The following is a 22,777-nucleotide window of genomic DNA, read 5'->3' as shown; positions in this document are numbered from 1 at the left end:
CGACAACGACCACAACGGCCCGAGCGGGTCCCCCCGGTTGGACCCCGGTGGACCCGCCCGTACCGCCCCGGCCGACCCGCCCGTACCGGCTCAGCCGAACTGGAGCGACCGCTTGGCCAGCCCCATCCAGAAGCCGTCGATCACGCTCCGCTGGCTGCCCAGCTCCCCCTCCGCCGCGCCCAGCGTGACGAACAACGGCGCGAAGTGTTCGGTACGCGGATGGGCGAGCTGCCCCGCCGGCGCCGCGTGCTCGAAGTCCAGCAGCGCGTCGATGTCCTGGGCGTCCAGGGCCCGCTGCCCCCAGTCGTCGAACTCGGTCGACCAGCCGGGCGGCGTCGGACCCGAGTGCCGCAGTGCGGCCAGGTTGTGGGTGAAGAAACCGCTGCCGACGATCAGCACGCCCTCGTCCCGCAGCGGCGCCAGCTTCCGCCCGATCTCCATCAGCTTCCGCGGATCGAGGGTCGGCATCGACACCTGGAGGACCGGGATGTCGGCCTCCGGATACATCTCGACCAGCGGCACATACGCGCCATGGTCAAGCCCCCGGTCGGGGATGTCCTGGACCGGGGTGCCCGCCGTGCGCAGTGTCTTGCGGATCCGCTCGGCCAGCTCGGGAGCGCCGGGGGCGGCGTACCGCACCTGGTAGTAGTGCTGGGGGAAGCCCCAGAAGTCATATACCAGCGGCACCTGTCGGGTGGCCCCGATGGCCAGGGGTGCCTCCTCCCAGTGGGCGGAGATCATGAGAATGGCCTTGGGCCGGGGCAGGCCCGCGGCCCAGGCGGCGAGCTGTCCGGGCCAGACCGGATCGTCGGCGAGCGGCGGAGCACCATGGCTGAGGTAGAGGGCGGGCATGCGCCCGTCGAGCGCGGACATGAAGACTCCTCGGCAGTGCGGAGCTCGACAATCTACTTGAAGTATCAAGCAATCAGCATGCCAACTGTACCGCACACTTGTTTAAAATTCAAAGAGCAATACCTAGAATGGACGCGTGGACGACGCCATGAAAACCCCCGCAGACGCCGACGCGCCGCGTTGGCTGACCGATGACGAGCAGCGCAGCTGGCTGGCGTACAGGCACGCCAGCATGCTGCTGGAGGATCACCTCGACCGCCAGCTACAGCGCGACGCGGGCATGCCTCATGTCTATTACGGGCTGCTCGTGGCGCTCTCCTGGGCGCCTCGCCACCGGATGCGGATGACCGAACTCGCCCAGGTCGCCAAGATCACCCGCTCTCGGCTGTCCCATGCCATCGCCCGGATGGAGAAGGACGGCTGGGTCCGGCGCGAGGACTGCCCCGACGACAAGCGCGGGCAGAACGCGGTCCTGACCGACGAGGGGTTCGAGGTGCTGCGGAAGACCGCTCCCGGTCATGTCTCCGCCGTACGGCTGGCCATCTTCGACCGGCTCTCCCCCGAGCAGGTCGAGCAGTTCGGCGAGATATGCCGGATCATCGCGGACGGTCTTCAGCCGGAGGGCGCCGACCTCCCCTGGCTGCGCTGACGCCCTGGGCCGGGCCCCGGCCGCGCTGACGACCCCCGGCGCTGACGACCCCAGGCCGCCGGCCCTGGCCACGCCGGCGCCGCCCCGGCATCCCGGCATCCAAGCGGAAGCCCCGCTCCCTGGAATCCAGAGGGAGCGGGGCTTCGCCCATCGTTCCCGGCGTCAGCGCGCCAGGACATCGTTCCCGGCGTCAGTGCGCCAGGACCGGAACGGCGTCCTCCGCCGCCCCGTCCCCGGAGCCCGCGACCGCGCCGCCGCCGTCCTGCCGGCCGGCGTTGACCAGCGTCATGGCCAGCACCGCGGCCAGCGCCAGGATGCCGACCGCCCACCAGATGGCGGTGGTGTAGCCGTGCACCATCGACTGGAGCTCCAGCGCCTTGCGCGAAGGGGCGGCCGCCATATGCGACCTGGCGTAGTCGGTGGTGGCGCTCGCCGCGATGGTGTTCAGCAGCGCGGTGCCGATGGCGCCGCCCACCTGCTGCGAGGTGTTGACCATGGCCGAGGCGACACCCGCGTCACGCGGTTCGACGCCGTGTGTGGCCAGGCTCATCGCCGGCATGAACGCGGTACCCATGCCGAGGCCGAGCAGCAGGAACCCGGGCAGGATCAGCGTCGGGTACGAGGTGTCCAGGTCGATCCGGGTCAGCAGCAGCATGCCGACCGAGGCGACCAGGAAGCCCGGACCCATCAGCAGCCGCGCCGGGACCCGGGTCATCAGCCGGGCACCGATCTGCGTCGAGCCGGTGATCATGCCCGCGACCATCGGCAGGAAGGCGAAACCTGTCTTGACCGGGCTGAATCCCTTGACGACCTGCATGTAGTAGGTGAGGAAGAGGAACAGGCCGAACATCCCGATGACGGCCAGGCCCAGCGAGGCGTAGACACCGGCCCGGTTCCGGTCGGCGACCACGCGCAGCGGCAGCAGCGGAGCCCTCACCCGCGACTCGACGGCCACGAAGGCGATCAGCAGCACGGCCGCGGCGATGAACAGACCGACGGTCGGACCCGCGGACCAGCCGTCGGACTCGGCGCGGGTGAAGCCGTAGACCAGCGCGACCAGACCCGAGGTGGCCAGGAGCACACCGGGGATGTCCAGCCGGGAAGAGTTGCGGCTCTCCACCGGCTCGCGGATCACGGCGATCGCGCCGACCGCGGCGATGACGGCGAACGGGATGTTCACGAAGAAGGTCCAGCGCCAGTCCATGTACTCGGTGAGCACACCGCCGAGGATCAGGCCGACGGCACCGCCACCACCCGCGATGGCACCGAAGACGCCGAACGCCTTGGCGCGCTCCTTGGGGTCGGTGAACATCACCGCGAGCAGCGAGAGCGCCGAGGGGGCGAGCAGCGCGCCGAACACACCCTGCAACGCACGCGCGCCCAGCAGCATGCCGGTGTTCAGCGCGGCACCGCCGATGGCCGAGGCGGCCGCGAAGCCGAGGAGACCGACGAGGAAGGTCTGCTTACGACCCCACAGGTCGGCGATCCGGCCACCGAACAGCAGCAGTCCGCCGAAGGCGAGGGCGTAGGCCGTGATGACCCACTGCCGGTTGCCGTCGGAGATGCCGAGATCGGCCTGGGCGCTGGGCAGCGCGATGTTCACGATGGTCGCGTCGAGCACGACCATCAGCTGGGCCAGAGCGATGAATATCAGCGCTTTCCAGCGTCTGGGGTCCACGTATGAAGCCGTTTCAGGCATGGATGGGCCTACCTAGCGATGCGGAGAGTGATAAATGGGACGAGTGTGACCGGTCGTCATCGGACCGGCTCAAGACGTTGGGTAACAGGTAGCGGGAGACGACAACGCCCGTACACACATACAGAAGACTTGTGAACGCGCGTGGAATAAGCGGTGGTACGGAAGCCGCCGAGTGCGATCTACGTCACGGCCGCCGCTGGAGATCCTCCAAGGTCACGGATTTACCGGGTAGTTCGGAGCGCGCCGGGGCCCGCAGACCGTCCAGGAACAGTTGCAGATGCCGGTGCACGAAGACGTCGAAGTTCACACAGACGCTGCCGGGCAGCGGCCGGGTGAGCTGGTTGAGCGCGACCATGAGATCTCCGACACCGATGTCGGCGCGCAGTTGCCCCTCGGCTCGCGCGGCCCCCATCAGGGCCTCGACATCGGCGGTCAGACGGTCGCGGGCGGCGATGAGATCAGGGTGCTCCTTGTCGATGCCGTCGGAGAGCAGAAGGCACAGCGCGCCGATGCGCTCGTCCGCCGCGGCGTGCACGAAGCGCCCCAGCGCCGAGAAGGCGTCGGCCTCCTCGGCCAGGGCGGTTTCGGCCTGGTCGGCGGCGCGGGACATCACCGAGAGCGCCACGTGGTGGATCAGCTCACGGCGGTCCGTGAAGTGCCGGTAGATAGTGGCATTGCCGACCCCCGCCCGTCGAGCGATTTCATCGAGGGGGCTGTGCGCCCCGTACTCGACGATCGCCTCACGGGCGGCCGCGACGATGCGCTCCCGATTGCGCAGGGCGTCCGCGCGCAGCCGGGGCTGTGCGGACTTCGCGGTCGTCGTGTCGGCGGTCATGACAGCACTCCTTTCTGCGTACGTACGGCATTCGCGCGCACGGTTTCTCCGGTGACTCGGCGGCGATGCCAGGCCCCCGGCCTTGAGGCATGAGGTACGAGGTATCCAGGTACGAGGTATGAGCTACGAAGTGACGAAGTTCAACTTTCCGGGGATTCAGTCCCCGTTTGCGCGATCACTCGGTTAAACGGGGAATCACTCCCCGGAATTTCTGCGTCCGCAGGTGACCTGCCTCACACCTGTCCGGCGCCCTCCGTCACCCCGACGGAGCAGCCGATTCCCCCGCCCGGCGGCCCCCCACGGGCGCCCCGGCCCGCGTCGGCACACCGTGGTCGGCAATGAACCAGACGCATGGGACCACCCGCTCCCGCATCCGAATACGCCGGCCCCGCCGAGGCGGCGCGTTCGCCACTGCCGCCGTGCTCACGGTGGCGGTGGTCACCCCGGCGGCGACTCCGCGTCCCGGACCCCCCGCACCCCCCGAGCTGGCCCCGGCGCCCTCCGCGCGACCGGCCCTCGGCTCGCTCACTCCCTGCGCCCTCGGCCCCGGGCCGGGGCTACAGATGTCCGAGGGCATCCCCACCGGCCGCGGCTACAGCCGCAGCACCGGCACGGTCCACGCCCTCAACCTCATGATCGACTTTCCGGACGTCCACGGCCAGGGCACCGCCCGCCAGCGGTTCGAGGAGTTCTTCCCCCAGACCACCCGGTGGTTCGCGCAGAGCTCGTACGGGCGGCTGGACTACCGCCCCGAGATGCCGATCACCCACTGGCTGCGGATGCCGCGCTCGTTCCGCGCGTACGGCATCAAGCGCGGCAGCCCCTTCGATCCGGGCTATCGCAAACTGGTCGCCGACATCGCCGAGGCCGCCGACCCCAAAGTGGACTTCCGCCGCTACGACCTGGTGAACGTCCTGGTCACTCCGAACGCGGGGCCGCCCGCCGCACATGCCGTACTGTCCGTCACCTACGCCGCCAACCAGCAGGCCCCGACCGCCGACGGCGTTCCGCTGGCCAACGTCTCGTTCGTCTACAGCCGCCAGGACGACGGCTCCGGCTCGCTGCGCCGCACCGGCTTCCGCGTCCTGCCGCATGAGAACGGCCACGTCTTCGGGCTGCCCGACCTCTACACCCGGGACGGCGGCGACAAGGCCGGCCACTGGGACGTGATGTCCGAGGACTGGGGGGCCGGCAACGACCTGATGGCCTGGCACAAGTGGAAGCTCGGCTGGCTCGGCCCGGGGCAGATCGCCTGCGCCGCCCGCTCCGGGGTCTTCGCGCACTCCCTGTCCCCGCTGGGCCGGCCGGAGGGGACCAAACTCGTCTTCGTCCCCGTCTCGCCGACCACCGGCTACGCGATCGAGGCGCGGGCAGACGGCGGCAACGACGAGGGCATATGCAAGCCGGGTGTGCTGGTCTCCCGGGTGGACACCGGGGTCGACTCCGGCGGCGGCCCCATCACCGTCATGGACTCCACCCCGCACGGCCACGGCTGCACCCGGGAACGCAATGTGCACCCCGGACTCAGCGACGCGCCCTACGCACCCGGCGAGACCTTCGGCGCGGAGGCGAACGGCATACGGGTGCGCGTCCGCGTGACCGGCCGGAACGCGGCCGGTGACTATCTCGTGGAGATCACCCGTCGCGCCAGTGGCGGCGCCCGAGGCTGATCAGCAGCAGCTGTTTGCGCGCGGTGTCGGCCACCCGTCGCTCGTCCTCCGCACGGCCGGACCGGGTATCTCCCTGACGCGCCTGGGGCTCCCCGTGATCCGCTTGGACCTCCCCCTGATCCGCTCGAGCCTCCCCCTGACCCACTCGCGCCTCCCCGTGACCCGCCTGGGCCTCCAGGAACGCCGTCGCCGTCATCACCATGTGGTCCACATACAGCTCCGCGAGCATCCGGACATCCTCCGGCGGCCAGCTCTCCGGCGAGAGCTGCGGGACGAAGGCGGCGGCCACCTCGTCGGCGAACCGGTCCAGCTCGGCGGCGATGGCCTCCCGTACGGCACGCACCCCGCCGTGCCGCTCACGTGCGATGAAGCGGATATGGGCGGGATAGCGGCGGACATGCTCGGCGACCGCCTCGACGGTGGCGTCGATCCGCTCCTCGTCACCGTCCTGACCGGCGAGTATCGCGCGGATCATGTGGTGCAGACTGCCCAGGCACTCCTCGACCAGAGCGACACCGAGATCGCTCAGATCCCGGAAGTGCCGGTAGAAGGCGGCCGGCGCCACCCCCACCGCCCGGGTGACCTCCCGCAGGCCCAGGCTGCTCAGGCTCTGGTCCTCCAGCAGCCGCAACGCCGCGTCCATCAGGGCGCGCCGGGTCTTCTCCTTCTGGGCCTGCCGGACCCCGGGCGTGTGACTCATATCATTCAGTAAACATCTGTTCGCTGAATTTTTCCAGGCCCCGGCGGGGTACTCTAGAACTCAGTGAACACTTGTGATTCCAACTGTTCACCGAATCACGAGCGACCGTTCACCGCACGACACGACCACTCGCACGCCAACCGCATCCGGATCGTCACTTCGAGAGAGGCACAGATGCTCTTCATCGTCGCGGCACTCGCCCTGATGGGGGTCCTGCTGGGGGCGGCGGCGCACACCCCGCTCCCCCTCTTCCTGGCCGCAGCGGGCGTCATCGGCGCCTGGCTGCTCATCTTCTTCATCCGCGAACGCATCGGGCACAAGGGGAGCTGAGTCACCCATGGCACTCACCGCACCGTCCCGCATCTCACCGGCCAGGGCGCGCAGGGACGCCGACGGCATGGCCGTCGCCTCCTTCGTGCTCGGCCTGATCGGCCTGCTGCTCTTCAACGCGGTCTTCGGGCCCTGCGCGATCGTCCTGGGGACGCTCGCGATCGCCCGGGAGACCGCCCGCAAGGGCCGGGCGCTGCTCGGCATCACGCTCGGCATCGCGGACGTGGTCCTGCTCATCGTCCTGCTGACGCTGAACCACTCCGTCTTCTGGCAGTTCGGCGGCTGACCCGCCCGCCCGGCGCCCCGGCGCCGACACCACCCCGCGCGGCCCGTCCGCCCAGCGGCCCTTCACCTCAGCGGCCCTTCCACTCAGCGGAAGGGCCGTTGCCCATGCGTGACGGGCGTCACCACGCTGGCACGCATGACCGCCTTCGCGAGGAACCAGTGGTACGTCGCCGCCTACGGCCGCGAGATCGGCCGTGAGCTGCTGGGGCGCACCATCCTGAACGAGCCCATCGCCTTCTACCGCACCGAGTCCGACGACAGGGTCGTCGCGCTCGCCGACCGCTGTGTGCACCGCCGCTATCCGCTCACCGCCGGCCGTCTGGACGGTGACACGGTCGTCTGCGGCTACCACGGCTTCACCTACGACACCGGCGGCAGCTGCGTGTTCGTACCGGGCCAGAAGCGCGTCCCGCGCACCGCCCGGGTCCGCTCCTACCCCGTCGTCGAACAGGACTCGCTGGTCTGGGTGTGGATCGGGGACCCGGAGCTCGCCGACGCCCGTTCGGTGCCGCGCGCGCCCTGGCTGGCCGATCCGCGCTGGACGACCGTGGGCGGCATGGAGCCGATCGACGCCGACTACGGCCTGCTCGTCGACAATCTGATGGATCTGTCCCACGAGACCTATCTGCACGGCGGCTACATCGGCACCCCCGAGGTCGCCGAGACCCCGATCACCACGGAGGTCGACGAGGGCGCGGGCGTCGTACGGGTCAGCCGCCACATGGACGACGCCGAGTGTCCGCCCTTCTACGCCCGCTCCACCGGGATCGACGGCCGTATCACCCGCTGGCAGGACATCGAGTACCACGCGCCCTGTCTGTATCTGCTGCACAGCCGGATCGCCCCGGTCGGGGTGGTGCCGGAACCGGACGGCTCCGATCCGAACGCCTTCCATGTGGAGATCACCTACGCCATCACCCCGTCCACCGACCGCCATGTGTACGACTTCTGGGCCGTCTCACGGGACTTCGCGCAGGACGACGAGGAGGTGACCACCTTCCTCCACGACTTCAACCGGACGGTGGTGCTCCAGGACGTGGCGGCGCTGAACCAGCTTCAGCAGGCCCTGGACACCGAGCGCGCGGGCTATCAGGAGCTCAGCATCAACATCGACACCGGCGGCCTGGCCGCGCGCCGCATCCTCGTCCGCCTCGCCGCGGCGGGCGAGGAGCCCACCGGCACCCCGCGGTCCGCCGCCGCGGCGGAACGATGACCGGCGCGCCCACGGCCGAGGTGTACCGGATCGACTGGCTGCCCGGCACCGATGTGCTGCACGGGGTCTGCCACTGCGGCGCCGAGCGCACCGCCGAGGACCCGGTCGAACTGTGGGGCTGGATGCTCGCCCACCCCACCGGCCACGACTCCACCAGCCACGACGAGAAGGGAAGGACGCCATGAAGCCCGGCGGCGAGTACGCGGACACCCTGGTGGTGGCCCGCAGGGACCAGGTGGCGTCGGACGTGGTGGCGCTCACGCTGCGCCATCCGACGGGTCGTGAACTCCCCGCCTGGGAGCCCGGCGCCCATCTCGACCTCGTCCTCGACACGGGCCTGACCCGGCAGTACTCGCTGTGCGGCGACCCCGCCGACCGCGCCTCCTGGCGGATCGCGGTGCTCCGCGCACCCGCCGGGCGCGGCGGCTCCGCCCGGGTGCACGACACCCTCGCCGAGGGGACCGAGGTGCGGGTGCGCGGGCCGCGCAACCACTTCGCGCTGCGCCCGGCCGCCCGCTATCTGTTCATCGCGGGCGGCATCGGGATCACGCCCCTGCTCCCCATGACGGCCGCCGCCGAGGCCGCGGGCGCCGACTGGACGCTGCTGTACGGCGGGCGCACCCGCGCCTCGATGGCCTTCGCGGACCAGCTCGCCGCCCGCCACGGCGACAAGGTGCGCCTGGTGCCGCAGGACGAGGAGGGGCTGCTGGACCTCGCGCCGTATCTCACCGCCCGGTCCGGGCCCGGCACCCTCGTCTACTGCTGCGGTCCCGAACCGCTGCTCCAGGCCGCCGAGGAGGCGTGCCGCGACTGGCCGGACGGCGCCCTGCGCACCGAGCGCTTCCAGCCCTCCCCCCGTACCGACGCGGAGGCCGAACCGGCAGGCGGCGCCTTCGAGTTGGTGCTCACCCGCTCCGGACTGACCCTCACCGTGCGGCCGGAGCACAGCGTGCTGCGCACGGTCGAGGCGGCGGGGGTGCCGGTTTTGTACTCCTGCGAGGAGGGCACGTGTGGAACCTGTGAGACCGATGTCGTCGAAGGGGAGGTGGACCACCGGGACTCGGTGCTCACCGATGAGGAACGTGCTTCGGGCGAGACGATGATGATCTGTGTCTCCCGCTGCCGCGGCTCCCGACTGGTGCTGGACCTATGAGCGTTGGACCTATGAGCGTTGGGCCTGTGCGTGTTGAGCCTGTGCGTGTTGGGCCTGTGAATCCGCGCTGAACCACCGCGTGAACTTCTCGATGTGAGGTTCGGAACGCCCCCGCCCCCTGGACAAACGGGTTGGTTAGGCTAACCTAACTACGTCCTCGGGTCGCCGTCCCGTGGCCATGCCCCCGTATGCATCGAGAGAGAGCACCTTCATGCGCCAGGCCAGAGCCCTCCCCCTCTCCCGCCGCGGTCTGCTCACCGCGGGGGGTGCCATCGGACTCGGAGCCCTGCTCACCGCCTGCGGCGACGACAAGGGCTCGGGCTCCGGGAGCGATGACGGCGGCGGCTCCTGGTCCTTCACCGATGACCGCAAGAAGAAGATCAGCCTCGACGGCCGTCCCCAGCACATCGTCGCCTACATCGGCGCGGCGGCCGCCCTCTACGACTTCGGCGTCGAGAAGCAGATCACCGGCGTCTTCGGGCCGACCACGCTGAAGAACGGCAAGCCGGACGTCCAGGCGGGTGACTTCCCGGTCGACCAGGCGACCTCCCTCGGCAACACCTGGGGCCAGTTCAACGTCGAGAAGTACGCCTCGCTCAACCCCGATCTGCTGATCACCAACATGTACGACCCGGGTGCGCTCTTCTACCTCCCGGACGACAGCAAGGAGAAGATCCTCCAGCTGGCCCCCAGCCTCGCCATCAAAACCGGCCGGATCTCCATGCTCGAGCCCATCAAGCGCTACGCCGAACTGGCCGAGGCGCTCGGCGCCGACCCGAAGGCCAAGAAGGTCACCGACGCCAAGGCACGGTTCGAGAAGGCGGCGGAGACGCTGCGCAAAACCGTCAAGTCGCACAAGATCAAGGTCATGGCCTGCTCCGCCAGCGCCGACCTCTTCTACGTCTCCGACCCGAAGATCAACACCGACCTGATCTACTTCAGCGAGCTGGGCGTCGACTTCGTCGTCCCCGACAACACCGACAAGGGCGGCTACTTCGAGAGCCTCAGCTGGGAGAACGCCGACAAGTACGAGGCCGATGTGCTCTTCCTCGACAACCGTACGGCGACCCTCCAGCCCAAGGACCTGACCGCCAAGCCGACCTGGTCCAAGCTCCCGGCGGTCAAGGCCGGCCAGATCACCCCCTGGAGCAGCGAGCCGCGCTTCTCGTACGCCGGTGCCGCCCCCCTCGTCGAGTCCCTCACCAAGGCCATCCAGGACGCCAAGAAGGTCAGCTGAACGGTCAGTCGACCACGCTGACCCGGCCTCCCCACGGCAAGCGAAGGGAAGACCCTCCTCCCATGACCACCGCCACCATCGCAGCCCCCACCACCACGCCCACCACCGCCGTTCCGTACCGCTTCTTCGACGCGCGGGTCGTACGCACCCGCTCGCTCGGGCCGTCCATGGCGCGGATCACCTTCGGCGGCGGCTGTCTCAAGGACTTCGTCAGCGGAGGCCGCGACCAGCGCATCAAACTCTTCCTGCCGCACCCGGGCCAGACCGCCCCGGTGGTGCCGGTCGAGGCCGGGGAGAGCTGGTTCCCCGTCTGGCGGGCGATGGACCCGGCCGTACGCGGCATCATGCGCTCGTACACCGTGCGCGGGCAGCGCCGCGACCCGGACGAGATCGACGTGGACTTCGCGCTGCACCACGACGGCGGCCCGGCCGCCCGCTGGGCCGCGCGCGCCGAGGCCGGCGACCGCGTCACCCTGCTGGGCCCGGTCGTGGAGGACAACGGCGGCATCGACTTCCGGCCACCGCCCGGCACCGACTGGGTGCTGATCAGCGGCGACGAGACCGCGCTGCCCGCCATCGCGGGCATCCTCGAATGGCTGCCCGCCGGCCTGCCCGCCAAGGTGTGGCTCGAGGTCCAGCACGCCCAGGACATCCAGGAGCTGCGCACCGCGGCGAACGCCGAGATCACCTGGCTGGTCCGGAACACCGTCACCCCCGGCACCCCGCGTTCCGCCCCGCTCGTGGACGCCGTACGCGCCACCGGGCTGCCCTCCGGCACGCCGTACGCCTGGATCGCGGGCGAGGCCGGAACCGTCAAGGAGATGCGCCGCCATCTGGTGCGCGAACGCGGCTTCGACCGCAAGGCCGTGACCTTCACCGGCTACTGGCGCCTGGGCGCCTGTGAGGAACAGCTCGTCGAGGAAGCCGTATCGGGCGCCCGCCCGAAGGCCGAAGACTGATCCCCGCGCCCCTCCTTCCTCCCTTCTCTCCCCTCCTCTCCCCCCTGACGACACCGACGACTGGACGACGGGCGGCCGACCGCTCGGGTGGCGCCCCCGCGTGCCCCCGCGCGCCCCGCCGCCGCGTCCAGCGTCGCCGCACGCCACCAGGCCGTCAGCCGCTTGACCACCCCCTCTCCCCCACCAGCCGCATGCCCGCGAAGCCGCCCGCCCGCATGCACATTTCCAGAAGGGACAGACCGTGAGTTTCCTCGCGCAGACCGCTGAGGACCCGTCGCCGGAGCCGATACCCGGGGCGGCGGATGGCAGGGCCCACCTCTTCAACGACCGTACGGCGGAGCGCTATCGGCGCTCCGTGACCGACGGCGTCGGCCTGGTGGCCTCCACCGTCGCCCGAGTCGAGCGCCCCTTCACCGGTATCACCCCCGCCGAGCTGGCCCCCGAGATCTCCGCTATCGACCTGGACCGGCCCTTGGGCGACCCGGACGCCGCGCTGAGGGAGCTGGAGAGCGTCTACCTCAAGGACGCCGTCTACTTCCACCATCCGCGCTATCTCGCCCACCTCAACTGCCCCGTAGTCATCCCCGCGCTGCTGGGCGAGGCGGTCCTGTCCGCCGTCAACTCCTCCCTGGACACCTGGGACCAGAGCGCCGGCGGCACCCTGATCGAGCGCCGGCTGATCGACTGGACCGCCGAGCGGATCGGGCTCGGCGAGGCCGCGGACGGCATCTTCACCAGCGGTGGCACCCAGTCCAATCTCCAGGCCATGCTGCTCGCCCGCGACGAGGCGTGCACGCTGGTGGAGAAGGAGGCCACCGCGGCCGGCCGGACGATCGCCAAATCCGCGATCCTGCCGCGGCTGCGCATCCTCACCTCCCAGGCCAGCCACTTCTCCATCCAGAAGGCCGCCGCCATCCTGGGGCTCGGCTACGAGGCCGTCATCCCGGTCCCCTGCGACCAGGACCGCCGGATGCGGACCGTCGCCCTCGCCCATGAGCTGGACCGCTGCCGTCGCGAGGGCCTGATCGTCATGGCCGTGGTGGCCACCGCCGGCACCACCGACTTCGGCTCCATCGACCCGCTGCCCGAGATCGCCGAGCTGTGCGCCCGGCACGGCGCCTGGCTGCACGTGGACGCCGCGTACGGCTGCGGGCTGCTGGTCTCCCCGACCCGCCGCGGACTGCTCGACGGCATCGAGCGCGCCGACTCGGTGACCGTGGACTACCACAAGTCCTTCTTCCAGCCGGTCAGCTCCAGCGCCGTCCTGGTCCGCGACCGCGCCACGCTCAGCCACGCCACGTACCACGCGGACTACCTCAACCCCGAGCGCAGCGTCCGGAACCTCATCCCCAACCAGGTGGACAAGTCCCTCCAGACCACCCGCCGCTTCGACGCGCTCAAGCTGTGGCTGACGCTGCGGATCATGGGCGCGGACGCCGTCGGGGCGCTCTTCGACGAGGTGGTGGACCGGGCCGCCGAGGCATGGGCGCTGCTGGACACCGATCCGCGCTACGAGGTCGTCACCCAGCCCCAGCTGTCCACGCTCGTCTTCCGGTATGTCCCGCCGTCCGACGGGCCCTGCGACCCGGACCTCGTCGACCGCGCCAATCTGCACGCCCGCGAGGCGCTGGCCGCCTCCGGTGCGGCGGTCGTCGCCGGAACGGTCGTCGACGGCCGTCACCATCTGAAATTCACCCTGCTCAACCCGGAGACCTCGGTCAGCGACATCCGTCACGTCCTCGATCTCCTCGCCGAGCACGCGGGTCAGTACCTGGCCCTGCACATCGAGCCCGAGCTCAGCCGCCCCCGCCACTCGCGCGCCAGCTGAGCGCCTTCACCCCGCCGGAGACCCTCGTGCCCACCCCGCACACCCATGACGTCATCGCGGTCGGGCTCGGCCCCTACAACCTGGGCCTGGCCTGCCTCATCGAGCCGATCGACGAACTCGACGGACTGTTCCTGGAGAGCAAGCCGGACTTCGACTGGCATCCGGGCATGCTGCTGGACGGCGTCACCCTCCAGACCCCGTTCATGGCCGACCTGGTGACCCTGGCCGACCCCACCTCCCCGTACTCCTTCCTCAACTACCTCAAGGAATCCGGGCGGCTGTACTCCTTCTACATCCGCGAGATCTTCTATCCGCTGCGTGCCGAGTACAACGACTACTGCCGCTGGGCCGCCGGGAAGCTCTCCTCCGTCCGCTTCGGCCACGAGGTGACCGGCGTCAGTTACGACGAGGCCGACGGCCTCTACACGGTGCGCGCCCTGCGCTCCGCCACCGGCGAGACCACCACGCACCGCGCCCGCCACCTGGTACTGGGCACCGGCACCCCGCCGTACCTCCCCGAGGTGTGCCGGGGCCTGGGCGGCGATCTGCTGCACAACGCGCGGTACCTGGAGAACAAGGAGGCGCTCCAGGCCAAGGAGTCCATCACCATCGTCGGCAGCGGCCAGAGCGCGGCCGAGATCTACCAGGACCTGCTCGCCGAGATCGACATCCACGGCTACCGGCTGAACTGGGTGACCCGCTCGCCGCGCTTCTTCCCGCTGGAGTACACCAAACTCACCCTGGAGATGACCTCGCCCGAGTACGTGGACTACTTCCACGCGCTTCCCGAGGACACCCGCTACCGGCTGGAGGGTGAGCAGAAGGGCCTGTTCAAGGGGATCGACGCCGAGCTCATCAACGGCATCTTCGACCTGCTCTACCAGAAGAGCGTGAGCGGCCCGGTGCCCACCCGGCTGCTGACCAACACCGCGCTCACCGACGCCTCGTACGACGCGTCCACCGGCACGTACACCCTGGGGCTGCACCACGCCGAGCAGGAGCGGGACTTCTCGCTCACCACCCAGGGGCTCGTCCTGGCCACCGGCTACCGCTACCAGGTGCCCGCCTTCCTGGACCCCGTACGCGACCGCATCCGCTGGGACCGCCACGGCCGCTTCGACGTCGCCCGCAACTACAGCATCGACATCACCGGACGCGGCATCTTCCTCCAGAACGGCGCCACCCACGCCCACAGCCTGACCTCCCCGGACCTGGGCATGGGCCCGTACCGCAACTCGTGGATCATCCGCGAGCTCCTGGGGCGTGAGCACTATCCGGTGGAGAAGTCCATCGCCTTCCAGGAGTTCGGCGCACCGGAAGGGACCGTGTCATGAGCCGTTTCGTACCCCGAAGGGACCATGTCATGAGCCTCTTCGAGCGCACCGACGCACGTCTCGGCAGCTTCGCCCTGCGCACCCTGGACCCGGCGGCCGACGCCGGGCTGCTGCACCGCTGGGTGACCCACCCCAAGGCGTCCTTCTGGATGATGCAGGAGGCGGACGAGGCGGAGGTCGCCGCCGAGTACCGCAGGATCGCGGAGCATCCGCACCACGACGCGTACATCGGCCTGCACGAGGGCCGCCCGGCGTTCCTGGCCGAACGCTACGACCCGGCGCAGGTGGAACTCGTGGGCCTCTACCCGCCCCGGCCGGGCGACGTCGGCATGCACTTCCTGTGCGCGCCGACCGACACCCCGGTGCACGGCTTCACCCTGGCCGTGATCACCACCGTGATGGAGTTCTGCTTCGCCGAGCCGGCCGTCCGGCGCGTCGTCGTCGAGCCCGACGTCCGCAACACGGCGGTGCACGCGCTCAACGCGGCCGTCGGTTTCGAGATCGTCGAGCAGATCGCCAAACCGGAGAAAGACGCCTACCTCAGCGTCTGCACCCGCGAGCGGTTCGAGGCCGCCCGCACCGCCCTGGCCGCCGAAGCCGCCCGGACGACCGCCCGCACCGCCGAAGCCGCACGGACCGCCGACGCTGCCCAGCCCGCCGACGCTGCCCGTACCGCCAAAGCCGCCCGCACCGCTGATGCCACCCGGACCGCCGAAGCCGCCCAGCCCGCCGAAGCCGCACGGACCGCCGAAGCCGCCCGCGCCGCCCAAGGAGTGACCCGATGAGCCCCCGCGACGCCGTCGCCCACCTCACCCCCGACCTGTGGGACCGGGCGGGCCGCCTCCTCATCCGCAAGGCCCTCGCCGAGTTCACCCACGAACGGCTGCTCGCCCCCGAGCTCGGCCCCGACGGCCGTTACGCCGTGACCAGCGACGACGGGGCGGTGACCTACCGCTTCGCCGCCCAGGTGCTCTCCCTGGACCACTGGCTGGTCGAGGCGGACAGCATCACCCGCCACGACCGCGCCGGCGCCGAACTCCCCTTGGACGCACTGGACTTCTTCCTGGAGCTGCGCGAGCGGCTCGGCCTCAGCCAGGACATCCTCCCCGTCTACCTCGAGGAGATCAGTTCCACCCTCTCCGGTGCGGCCTACAAACTGGCCGCCGAGCCGGTGGGCGCGGCCCAGCTCGCCAAGTCCGGCTTCCAGGAGATCGAAACCGGGATGACCGAGGGCCATCCCTGCTTCGTCGCCAACAACGGCCGCCTCGGCTTCGGCATCCATGAGTACCTCTCCTACGCCCCCGAGACCGCGAGCCCCGTCCAGCTCATCTGGCTCGCCGCCCGCCGCGACCGCGCCACCTTCACCTCCTCTGCGGACCTGGACTACGACACCCTGATCCACTCCGAGCTGAGCGAGCGGACCCTGGCCCGCTTCACGGAGACCCTCACCGGCCTCGGCCTGGACCCGGCCGACTACCGCCTGCTGCCGGTGCACCCCTGGCAGTGGTGGAACAAGCTGTCGGTCAGCTTCGCCGCCGAGGTCGCCCGGCAGCACCTGGTGTGCCTGGGCCCCGGCGACGACGAGTACCTCGCCCAGCAGTCGATCCGTACCTTCTTCAACACCAGCGACCCGTCCAAGCACTATGTGAAAACCGCGCTGTCGGTCCTCAACATGGGCTTCATGCGCGGCCTCTCCGCCGCCTACATGGAGGCGACCCCGGCCATCAACGACTGGCTGGCCGGCCTGATCGCCTCCGACGAGGTCTTCCGCGCCGCCCGCTTCTCGATCATCCGGGAACGAGCCGCCATCGGCTACCACCACCGCCAGTACGAGGCCGCCACCGCCAAGGGCTCCCCGTACCGCAAGATGCTCGCCGCCCTGTGGCGCGAGAGCCCCGTCCCGTCCCTGGAACCCGGCCAGCGCCTGGCCACCATGGCCTCCCTCCTGCACACCGACGCCCACGGCGCCTCCATCGTCAGCGCCCTCGTCGAGGAATCCGGCCTCACCCCGGCCGCCTGGCTGCGCCGCTACCTGGACGCCTACCTCACCCCGGTGCTGCACAGCTTCTACGCCTACGACCTGGTCTTCATGCCGCACGGCGAGAACGTCATCCTGGTGATCGAGGACGGCGCCGTCCAGCGCGTGATCTTCAAGGACATCGCCGAGGAGATCGCCGTCATGGACCCCACCGCGATTCTCCCCCCGGCCGTCGAGCGCATCCGCGTGGACGTCCCCGAGGACAAGAAGCTGCTGTCGATCTTCACCGACGTCTTCGACTGCTTCCTCCGCTTCCTCAACGGCATCCTGGTCAGCGAGGGCCTCCTGGAGGAGGACGCCTTCTGGCGGACGGTCGCCGACTGCGTGCGGGCCTACCAGCGGTCCGTCCCCCACCTGTCGGACAAGTTCGCCCAGTACGACATGTTCGCCGAGGACTTCGCCCTGTCCTGCCTCAACCGCCTCCAGCTCCGCAACAACCGCGAGATGGTCGACCTCCAGGACCCGGCCGGCGCCCTCCAGCTCATCGGCACCCTGAAGAACCCGATAGCGGACTTCCGCCCCGCGGACTGACGCACCGCCCTACCTCCCGTGCGCGCCACTGGCCAGAGCGTCCTGCCCCCGCCGACAGCTCGCTCTGGCCAGTGACCAGCATCATTCCGCCTCCGGCAACAATCCCTTGCCGAAGTTTCCATTGTGGCAACACCGTGGTCCTCCGCAGGATGAAAGGCGTACCGATCCGGTACGACCCACGAGGTCTTCACGACCGTCATCACCTGCTGCCCTGGAGGCACCCCGTCATGTCCACCACGGAAACCGCACCCCCGGTCACCGCTTTCATGCTCGTCAAGACCACACCCGAGTGGCTCGCCATGACCCCCCAGGAGCGGGTGAACGCCTTCTCCACCCAGGTCGTGCCCGCCGTCAAGGCCAAGACCACCGGCGTCCGGTCGCGCTTCTACGACACGGAGTTCTACTCCACCCGCGTCACCGACGTCTGGGTCTGGGAAGCCGACGACCACAACGCCTACCAGCTCCTCATCGACGCCCTGCGCGAAACCCCCTTCTGGGACCGCTACTTCGAGGTCGTCGACATCCTCGTCGGCGCCGAGAACGGCTACGCCCGCACCTACAACACCGAAGCCGTCACCACCATCGCCACCTGACCCACCACCGAAACGGCCCGCCCGCCGCCATCAGCGCGGCGGCGGGGACGTCGGCTCCGGGGCCGCGACGGGCGTACGTTCGTCCAGGCGGCGGAGGCTCGTCCGGATCTCCTCGTCACCCGGATGGTCGAACTCCGCGAAGACCGCGAGCGCCTACCGCCATCTGGTACGGGCGACCTCCGGGTCGCCCGTGACCAGGAGGCCAGCACCGAGGTGGCCGAGGGTCTCACCCTCGTTCCAGCGGTTGCCGCCGTCCCGGAGCGCCCCGAAGGCTTGGCGGTAGTGCTCGATCGCGTCGTCAGCCCCTCATGAGCACATCGGTCACCACCCGCGCCACCGAGATCGTCCTGCCCGGCACCGTCGAGCCGAGGGACCTGGAGGTCCGGACCCGCGACCTCCCCGCCCCGGGCACGGGCCAGGTCCTCCTGGACGCCACCGGCGTCTGCTTCGCCGAGCAGCAGAGGCGCCGCCTCGGCACGTACTTCGACCAGCCGCCCTTCCCCTTCGTGCCCGGGTACGACGTGGTGGGCACCGTCACCGCCACCGGCCCCGGCGTGGACGCCGGGATGGCCGGACGCCGCTTCGCCGCGGTCACCAAGGTCGGCGCATGGTCCTCGGCGTCTGGCTCGCCCTGACCTCCGCCGCCGCACTCCTCCTCGGCACCCCCGGCCTCTACTGGGTCCTCACCCTCGCCGGCGGCGGCGCCTACGCCCTCGAACGCCGCCGCCTCACCATCCACTGACACCCAACCTCCACCACCACGACGCCGCACCCCCAAGCCGCCCACCCAGATCGCACAGCTCCGGAAGCGGAACCCCGCCGCCGGCCCCGAGCTCGCCAAGCTGGCAGGCCTCGCCCCCTCCAACCGCCAACAGCGCCCCGCGACACGTAAGTTGGCCCGCACCCCGAACCTGGCCCTGCCTTCGACGCAGCCAACCAGCGCGAGCACCCATGAGGACCCTGCATGACTGCAGAGACAACCGCCACATCAGGGCCGCGGGCACAGTCAATGCCGCCAACCACCTCGCTCCACGACGCTCACCCCTCGCGAAACCGCACGTCGCCCGGCTCTCCGAGCGAATCGCAATACGGGGGCGGATCACAGCGAGCGCATCCGCTACCCTGTGAGGGGTCAGTCGGGACCTCCGCCGCCCCCTGTTGCCGGGAAACCTCAGCAATCGGAACGCGGACCGCCTGACCTGCGGGTTTGCCCGGCCAGAACGAAGATCGTCACTAGGTTTTCAACAAGGCCGACCACAAGCCCCGGCCTCCGTAGCTCAGGGGATAGAGCACCGCTCTCCTAAAGCGGGTGTCGCAGGTTCGAATCCTGCCGGGGGCACCAGCCAAAACGCCCCGGACCGATCATGGTCCGGGGCGTTTGACATCCAAGTCTGACATCAACGGCGGCGGTCAGCCAGAGCCTCCAGCAGGGCCGGGACGCCGCTTGAGCAGCCGGTCCATGTGGCTGATGGCCTCCCGCTGAGTGTCCTGGACGACGTGCGTGTAGACGTCCATGGTGATGCTGATCTGGCTGTGCCCCAAGATCTCCATCACGACGCGAGGCGCGACCCCGGCCGCCGTCAGCAGGGTGGCGGTGCCGTGCCGTGCGTCGTGCAGCCGGATGACCCGGAGCCCGGCATTCTCGGCGATGCGGGTGAAGGAGCGGTAGACGTTGCGCGGCTCGACCGGGCGCCCGGTGCGGGTGGTGAAGACGTGCCCGCTGCCCTCCCACTTCTCCCCCGCACGCTCCCGTATCTCGGCCTGTCGCATCCGGTGCCAGCGCAGCGGAGCGATGCACATAGCGGGTCTGTCAAACGAGCGGTGTAACTGGGGTGGTTGGTTAGTGGCGGGGGGCTGAGAGTCGGCCGTCGAAGGTGATGTCGAAGGCGTTCAGCGCGGTCTTCCAGCGCATGGTCCAGCGAGCCTGGCCCTTGCCGGTGGGGTCGAGCGACATGATGGCCATGTAGACGCACTTCAGGGCGGCCTGCTCGTTCGGGAAGTGTCCGCGGGACTTGACCGCTCGCCGGATCCGAGCGTTGACCGACTCGATCGCGTTGGTGGTGCAGACGATGCGGCGGATCTCGGTGTCGAACCGCAGGAAAGGGGTGAACTCCTCCCATGTGTTCTCCCACAGCTTCACGATCGCCGGATACTTCCTGCCCACGCGTCGGCGAACTCGGCGAACCGGTCCAGGGCGGCTTCTTCGGTCGGTGCGGTGCAGACGGGCTTGAGGAGCTCGGCGATCTTGTCTCAGTCCTGGGGGGGCTGCATAGCGGAAGGAGTTCCGCAGCAGGTGGACCACGCAGGTCTGCACGATGGTACGGGGCCAGACCGTCTCCACCGCCTCGGGCAGGCCCTTGAGACCGTCGCATACGAGCATGAGCACATCGCTCACGCCGCGGTTCTTGATCTCGGTGAGGATGTGCAGCCAGTGCTTGGCGCCCTCGCCGCCGCCGGCGGCCCATAGCCCGAGGATCTCGAGCCGGCCCTCGGTGGTGACGGCCAGGGCCACGTAGATGGGCCGGTTGGCGACCGCGCCGTCGCGGATCTTCACGTGGATGGCGTCGATGAAGACCACCGGATAGACGGTGTCGAGGGGTCGGCTCTGCCATTCGGCCATGCCCTCGAGGACCTTGTCGGTGATGGTGGAGATGGTCTGGCGGGAGACGTCGGCGCCGTAGACCTCGGCCAGATGGGCCTGGACCTCGCCGGTGGTCAGGCCCTTCGCGGCCAGCGAGATCACCATTTCGTCGACGCCGGGCAGGCGCTCTGCCGCTTCTTGACGATCTTGGGCTCGAAGGAGCCTTCCCGGTCGCGGGGCACGGTTATCTCCACCGGCCCCACGTCGGTCAGCACGGTCTTGGAGCGTTTGCCGTTGCGGGAGTTGCCGCCGTTCTTGCCCGCCGGCTCGTGCTTGTCGTAGCCGAGGTGGTCGGTGATCTCGCCTTCCAGGGCGGACTCCAGCAGCCGCTTGGTCAGCTGCTGCAGCAGCCCGCCCTCGCCTGTCAGCTGCAGACTCTCGGCCTGCGCTCGGCTCACCAGCTCGTCGATCAACTGTTCGTCCACGGCCTTCACCCGCGCAGCCTTCGTAGGCTCGACGGCCTCAGCCTCGGACACGTTCTCACTGGACATCGATGCATCTTCCATGATCGGGAGTTACACCGAACGTCTTACAGTCCCAAGCCGAGCAGACACGGGCCCTGGCGTCCAGGTCGTTCGTACAGTGGCGCGCTCCACCTGGGCACCAGGGCCCGCGCCCGCTCCACACACGTGTGGGTCGACGGCAGACGGGATGGAAGCTGGGGTGAGTGGTGGGTCAGTGAAGTCAATCGCCCGCGCATGAAGGGCCCCGTCCGCCATGTGACAAGTGCGGAAAGTGCCGTAACGACAGGGGCAGCTATGCGGCGGCGGGGTGGTGCGTGCCCCGGGCGCACTGTCGGACTTCGTACGAGTCGGAGGCCAGGGAAATGCCGCAGCACTCGTGACGGTTACTACGGCTGAACTGACCGCGCGTCCCCTTACCCCCGAACAGACCGTCGCGGGGTCGCCAGCCACGCTGCTGACGACGTGTCCGGCCCGGACCGAAGCCGGACCGGACAGTCGTAATTCATTCGAACTTCAGCGCGAGATGTAACCGTCTCCTTGGCACATCTCGCACGTGTCCTGCGTGACCGGGTGTCGGCCACTTCCCGCGCAGTCGGGGCAAACCTGCTTGTCAGAGAGGAGTTTCGTCATGTGGCCAGGCTCGTGGGGATCTCTTCCCGGTCCTGGCCGACAAAATCGGGGGTGTTTTCGCGAGCGCCACGTGGGCCTGGAGGCCTCCGAGCACGCGGGATACTCGTCGCATGCTGCAAATGTTCGGGAATACCGATATGAGTCTGACCGGGGAAGGCGTTGTCCTGCGGAATCTCTGGGGGTGGCCCGAGTGGGTGGTCAAGGTCGACATCGACTGGCGGACCTGGAGCGCCGGGGTTGTCACGTGCAGCAAACCGGGAGCCCGGGCAAACGCTCGACGGCCTTGCGATGACCCTGAACTGGTCGGCCGGATGAAGAAGGCGGCCGAGGCGGCTCGTGAGGCGCCTCGCGGCTCGATTTGGCTCGTATCGCTCGCTTTCCCCACACCCCACAAGAAGAAGCCGAACGGTGAGCAGCTGCGCGCCGAGACCATCGCGGCCATGTACCGATACGCGCTGAATCTCGGACTGTCCCCCAAGCGTGCCATCTCCGCCGTCTACGACCTCAAGGTGGTGGAGATACCTGGTGAGCGTGCGCAGTACACCCGCAAACTTGAGCGGTGGATCGAGCAGGCCCGGAAGACTATTAACCCGGCCACAGGACGCCCGTACCTGCCAGAGCACATCCGTGAGCGGGATGCCCCGCGGCAGTGGCCGATCGACCGAGACCACTACATGAGGCCTCGGCGCGCCGAGCCGGCGCTAATCAAGCCTGACCGGGAGGGACCGTACGCTGGCCACACGCTGCTTCTGCGAGTGACGCGGACTCTGGCCCCGGAGCACGCGGCGCGAGAGGCAAAAGAGCGCGGGGAGCGACTCATCGGACCGGACCTGATCGTTAAGGGGACATGGTCCAAGGGCGCCAGGAGCCTTGATGTACCGTCCTTCCCCGTGCTGCGGGCAGTCAGCCCCCGTGAGACCGTTCGCCGGGTGCTGGCCCTGGTCAAGGATCTGGAGCAGCGTTATCTGGGGGCTGAGGTCCGGGCGATCGTCACTGCACAAGCCATGGGGCAGCCTGACGACAGGGCATAACAAGCCCGATTCCTGACATCCGCTAGTGCTCTGACCGGGAAGGTTCGCCGGGGTGGTCGTCCGGGCGGTTGGATGCACGGTGACATTCGGTCCGACGGCTGGGGG

At 69.5% G+C, this 22,777-nt stretch carries 21 protein-coding genes, 1 tRNA gene and 3 pseudogenes; 18 read left to right on the top strand and 7 right to left on the bottom strand.

The features are described 5' to 3' along the window. Positions 1 to 90: 90 nt before the first annotated feature. Complete coding sequence (locus tag N6H00_RS24450) at positions 91 to 873, bottom strand: dioxygenase family protein (protein ID WP_268973970.1); 783 nt, start codon at positions 871 to 873, stop codon at positions 91 to 93. Positions 874 to 1,000: 127 nt separating this feature from the next. Between N6H00_RS24450 and N6H00_RS24445 the strand changes: the two genes are divergently transcribed. Beyond that, positions 1,001 to 1,501, top strand: a complete 501-nt coding sequence (locus tag N6H00_RS24445) for a MarR family winged helix-turn-helix transcriptional regulator (protein ID WP_268977093.1) — start codon at positions 1,001 to 1,003, stop codon at positions 1,499 to 1,501. A 190-nt stretch (positions 1,502 to 1,691) separates the two neighbouring features. Here the strand turns inward: N6H00_RS24445 and N6H00_RS24440 are convergent, their stop codons facing one another. Next, positions 1,692 to 3,200, bottom strand: coding sequence for an MFS transporter (locus tag N6H00_RS24440; RefSeq protein WP_268973969.1), 1,509 nt, complete (start codon positions 3,198 to 3,200; stop codon positions 1,692 to 1,694). Positions 3,201 to 3,384: 184 nt separating this feature from the next. Further along, positions 3,385 to 4,035 (bottom strand): TetR/AcrR family transcriptional regulator, encoded by a 651-nt coding sequence (locus N6H00_RS24435; RefSeq protein WP_268973968.1) that lies wholly within the window; start codon positions 4,033 to 4,035, stop codon positions 3,385 to 3,387. 338 nt (positions 4,036 to 4,373) lie between these two features. On the opposite strand from N6H00_RS24435, the gene N6H00_RS24430 reads away from it, so the two are divergent. Next, complete coding sequence (locus N6H00_RS24430) at positions 4,374 to 5,705, top strand: M6 family metalloprotease domain-containing protein (RefSeq protein ID WP_268973967.1); 1,332 nt, start codon at positions 4,374 to 4,376, stop codon at positions 5,703 to 5,705. Here N6H00_RS24430 and N6H00_RS24425 read toward each other — a convergent pair. Then, positions 5,671 to 6,405 carry a TetR family transcriptional regulator gene (locus tag N6H00_RS24425; RefSeq protein ID WP_268973966.1) on the bottom strand — a complete coding sequence of 245 codons (735 nt, stop codon included), beginning with the start codon at positions 6,403 to 6,405 and terminating at the stop codon, positions 5,671 to 5,673. The two genes, N6H00_RS24430 and N6H00_RS24425, sit on opposite strands and share 35 nt — an antisense overlap. A gap of 174 nt (positions 6,406 to 6,579) precedes the next feature. Here N6H00_RS24425 and N6H00_RS24420 point away from each other — a divergent pair, with 174 nt between their 5' ends. From N6H00_RS24420 to N6H00_RS24350, 15 genes and pseudogenes are all read left to right on the top strand, one after another. Further along, entirely contained in the window at positions 6,580 to 6,735 is a 156-nt protein-coding gene (locus N6H00_RS24420) for a hypothetical protein (protein ID WP_268973965.1), read from the top strand. Between the two features lie 7 nt (positions 6,736 to 6,742). Continuing rightward, a complete protein-coding gene (locus N6H00_RS24415; protein ID WP_268973964.1) occupies positions 6,743 to 7,021 on the top strand; it encodes a DUF4190 domain-containing protein in 279 nt (92 codons plus the stop codon). Between the two features lie 135 nt (positions 7,022 to 7,156). Then, entirely contained in the window at positions 7,157 to 8,233 is a 1,077-nt protein-coding gene (locus N6H00_RS24410; protein WP_268973963.1) for an aromatic ring-hydroxylating dioxygenase subunit alpha, read from the top strand. Beyond that, entirely contained in the window at positions 8,230 to 8,418 is a 189-nt protein-coding gene (locus N6H00_RS24405; RefSeq protein WP_268973962.1) for a hypothetical protein, read from the top strand. Before N6H00_RS24410 ends, N6H00_RS24405 begins: the two co-directional genes overlap by 4 nt. After that, the gene (locus N6H00_RS24400; RefSeq protein ID WP_268973961.1) at positions 8,415 to 9,386 is read left to right on the top strand and encodes a PDR/VanB family oxidoreductase; all 972 of its coding nucleotides are present in this window, start codon (positions 8,415 to 8,417) and stop codon (positions 9,384 to 9,386) included. Before N6H00_RS24405 ends, N6H00_RS24400 begins: the two co-directional genes overlap by 4 nt. A 211-nt stretch (positions 9,387 to 9,597) precedes the next feature. Next, positions 9,598 to 10,623 (top strand): ABC transporter substrate-binding protein, encoded by a 1,026-nt coding sequence (locus N6H00_RS24395; protein ID WP_268973960.1) that lies wholly within the window; start codon positions 9,598 to 9,600, stop codon positions 10,621 to 10,623. Positions 10,624 to 10,685: 62 nt separating this feature from the next. Beyond that, the gene (locus N6H00_RS24390) at positions 10,686 to 11,582 is read left to right on the top strand and encodes a siderophore-interacting protein (RefSeq protein WP_268973959.1); all 897 of its coding nucleotides are present in this window, start codon (positions 10,686 to 10,688) and stop codon (positions 11,580 to 11,582) included. 241 nt (positions 11,583 to 11,823) lie between these two features. Continuing rightward, complete coding sequence (locus N6H00_RS24385) at positions 11,824 to 13,410, top strand: pyridoxal phosphate-dependent decarboxylase family protein (protein WP_329618551.1); 1,587 nt, start codon at positions 11,824 to 11,826, stop codon at positions 13,408 to 13,410. Positions 13,411 to 13,436: 26 nt separating this feature from the next. Next, on the top strand, positions 13,437 to 14,744 hold the full coding sequence (locus N6H00_RS24380; RefSeq protein WP_268973958.1) for a lysine N(6)-hydroxylase/L-ornithine N(5)-oxygenase family protein: 1,308 nt from the start codon (positions 13,437 to 13,439) through the stop codon (positions 14,742 to 14,744). Positions 14,745 to 14,773: 29 nt separating this feature from the next. Next, positions 14,774 to 15,328, top strand: a pseudogene (locus N6H00_RS24375) (GNAT family N-acetyltransferase); the annotation flags it as partial. 197 nt (positions 15,329 to 15,525) lie between these two features. After that, the gene (locus N6H00_RS24370; protein WP_268973957.1) at positions 15,526 to 17,313 is read left to right on the top strand and encodes an IucA/IucC family protein; all 1,788 of its coding nucleotides are present in this window, start codon (positions 15,526 to 15,528) and stop codon (positions 17,311 to 17,313) included. A 227-nt stretch (positions 17,314 to 17,540) separates the two neighbouring features. After that, on the top strand, positions 17,541 to 17,906 hold the full coding sequence (locus tag N6H00_RS24365) for a darcynin family protein (RefSeq protein WP_268973956.1): 366 nt from the start codon (positions 17,541 to 17,543) through the stop codon (positions 17,904 to 17,906). Positions 17,907 to 18,214: 308 nt separating this feature from the next. After that, positions 18,215 to 18,523: pseudogene (locus N6H00_RS24360) on the top strand (alcohol dehydrogenase catalytic domain-containing protein); the annotation flags it as partial. Beyond that, positions 18,514 to 18,648 (top strand): hypothetical protein, encoded by a 135-nt coding sequence (locus tag N6H00_RS24355; RefSeq protein WP_268973955.1) that lies wholly within the window; start codon positions 18,514 to 18,516, stop codon positions 18,646 to 18,648. The pseudogene N6H00_RS24360 and the gene N6H00_RS24355, both read left to right, overlap by 10 nt. A 524-nt stretch (positions 18,649 to 19,172) precedes the next feature. Then, positions 19,173 to 19,248 (top strand) — tRNA-Arg (locus N6H00_RS24350). A gap of 68 nt (positions 19,249 to 19,316) precedes the next feature. Here the strand turns inward: N6H00_RS24350 and N6H00_RS24345 are convergent. The 3 genes and pseudogenes from N6H00_RS24345 to N6H00_RS24335 form a co-directional block, all read right to left on the bottom strand. After that, positions 19,317 to 19,712: pseudogene (locus tag N6H00_RS24345) on the bottom strand (tyrosine-type recombinase/integrase); the annotation flags it as partial. Positions 19,713 to 19,746: 34 nt separating this feature from the next. Continuing rightward, entirely contained in the window at positions 19,747 to 20,652 is a 906-nt protein-coding gene (locus N6H00_RS24340) for an IS256 family transposase (RefSeq protein ID WP_268973954.1), read from the bottom strand. Then, entirely contained in the window at positions 20,646 to 21,038 is a 393-nt protein-coding gene (locus tag N6H00_RS24335) for a transposase (protein ID WP_268973953.1), read from the bottom strand. The genes N6H00_RS24340 and N6H00_RS24335 overlap by 7 nt, the downstream gene beginning before the upstream one ends. A gap of 713 nt (positions 21,039 to 21,751) precedes the next feature. On the opposite strand from N6H00_RS24335, the gene N6H00_RS24330 reads away from it, so the two are divergent. Further along, on the top strand, positions 21,752 to 22,672 hold the full coding sequence (locus N6H00_RS24330; protein ID WP_268973952.1) for a hypothetical protein: 921 nt from the start codon (positions 21,752 to 21,754) through the stop codon (positions 22,670 to 22,672). Positions 22,673 to 22,777 lie beyond the last annotated feature (105 nt).

It is taken from the genome of Streptomyces sp. S465 (assembly GCF_026898115.1).
GTDB lineage: Bacteria > Actinomycetota > Actinomycetes > Streptomycetales > Streptomycetaceae > Streptomyces > Streptomyces luomodiensis.
This window is presented reverse-complemented; position numbering and strand designations above follow the sequence as displayed.